This is a genomic window from Pseudomonas sp. GW821-FHT01C01 (assembly GCF_059422645.1).
Window position 1 is genome coordinate 1 of sequence record NZ_JBWKXF010000119.1, and the last position, 230, is coordinate 230.

A 230-nucleotide genomic window follows, 5' to 3' on the forward strand; every position below is an offset into this window, starting at 1 on the left:
ACCGGACCGTTTTGCGCGGTGACCGGTTTGCCCTGGGCATCGGTCAGCGTCGCGGTGTAGGTGATGGTGCCGTTTTCGTCCACGCTCGGCGTGGCGGTCAGGGTCACCGTGGTGGTGTCGATCGAGTCAGTGATGGACGTCACCGCTGGCTCTTTACTCGGCACCAGGTTTTCGAAGTTGCCGCCGGTGGCACCGGTGATGGTGGTGCTGACGGTGCTGCTATTGTTGTC

1 protein-coding gene is annotated in these 230 nt (G+C 62.6%); it reads right to left on the reverse strand.

Annotated elements, in window-relative coordinates; genetic code table 11:
- Positions 1 to 230, reverse strand: a 230-nt coding sequence (locus AC07XF_RS28975) for an immunoglobulin-like domain-containing protein (protein WP_495029251.1), incomplete at both ends; no start/stop codon positions are given.